The 431-nt window shown below is 54.3% G+C and carries 1 pseudogene; it reads right to left on the bottom strand.

The window, feature by feature from the left end:
* Positions 1-431: pseudogene (locus tag ACU8YC_RS28405) on the bottom strand (ATP-binding cassette domain-containing protein); the annotation flags it as partial.

Genomic DNA, 431 nt, shown 5'->3' with positions numbered 1-431 from the left:
GCGTTTTGACCGGCAGGTGCGGATCGGACACTTTGATATTCAGTTCGCGGATTAAATCGTCGACCAGCTTTTGCGCCTTACGATAAACGAGCAAGCCGCTACCGGTGTGCAGTTGATCAAACACCGTGACAACGGTGTTGTCGTAAATCGACTGCTCCATGATCAGCCCCTGCGTCAGGCGATCTTCTGAGACGTAGCCGATCCCGTTCTTAATGGCGTCGTGGTTATTACGAAGCGTGACCGGCTGACCGTTAATACGCATCTCGCCGCTTTCCGAGCGCGTCATGCCGAACAGGCTCAAACAAAGCTCGGTACGCCCGTCGCCCAGCAGGCCGACAATGGAAATAATCTCGCCGCAATGAAGCGACAGATCAATGTTCTGTTATTTGCATCTGCGGCTGAGGTTGCGCAGCTCAAGCAGGGGTTCTCGA

This window comes from Citrobacter sp. VF227 (assembly GCF_052950715.1).
This window is presented reverse-complemented; position numbering and strand designations above follow the sequence as displayed.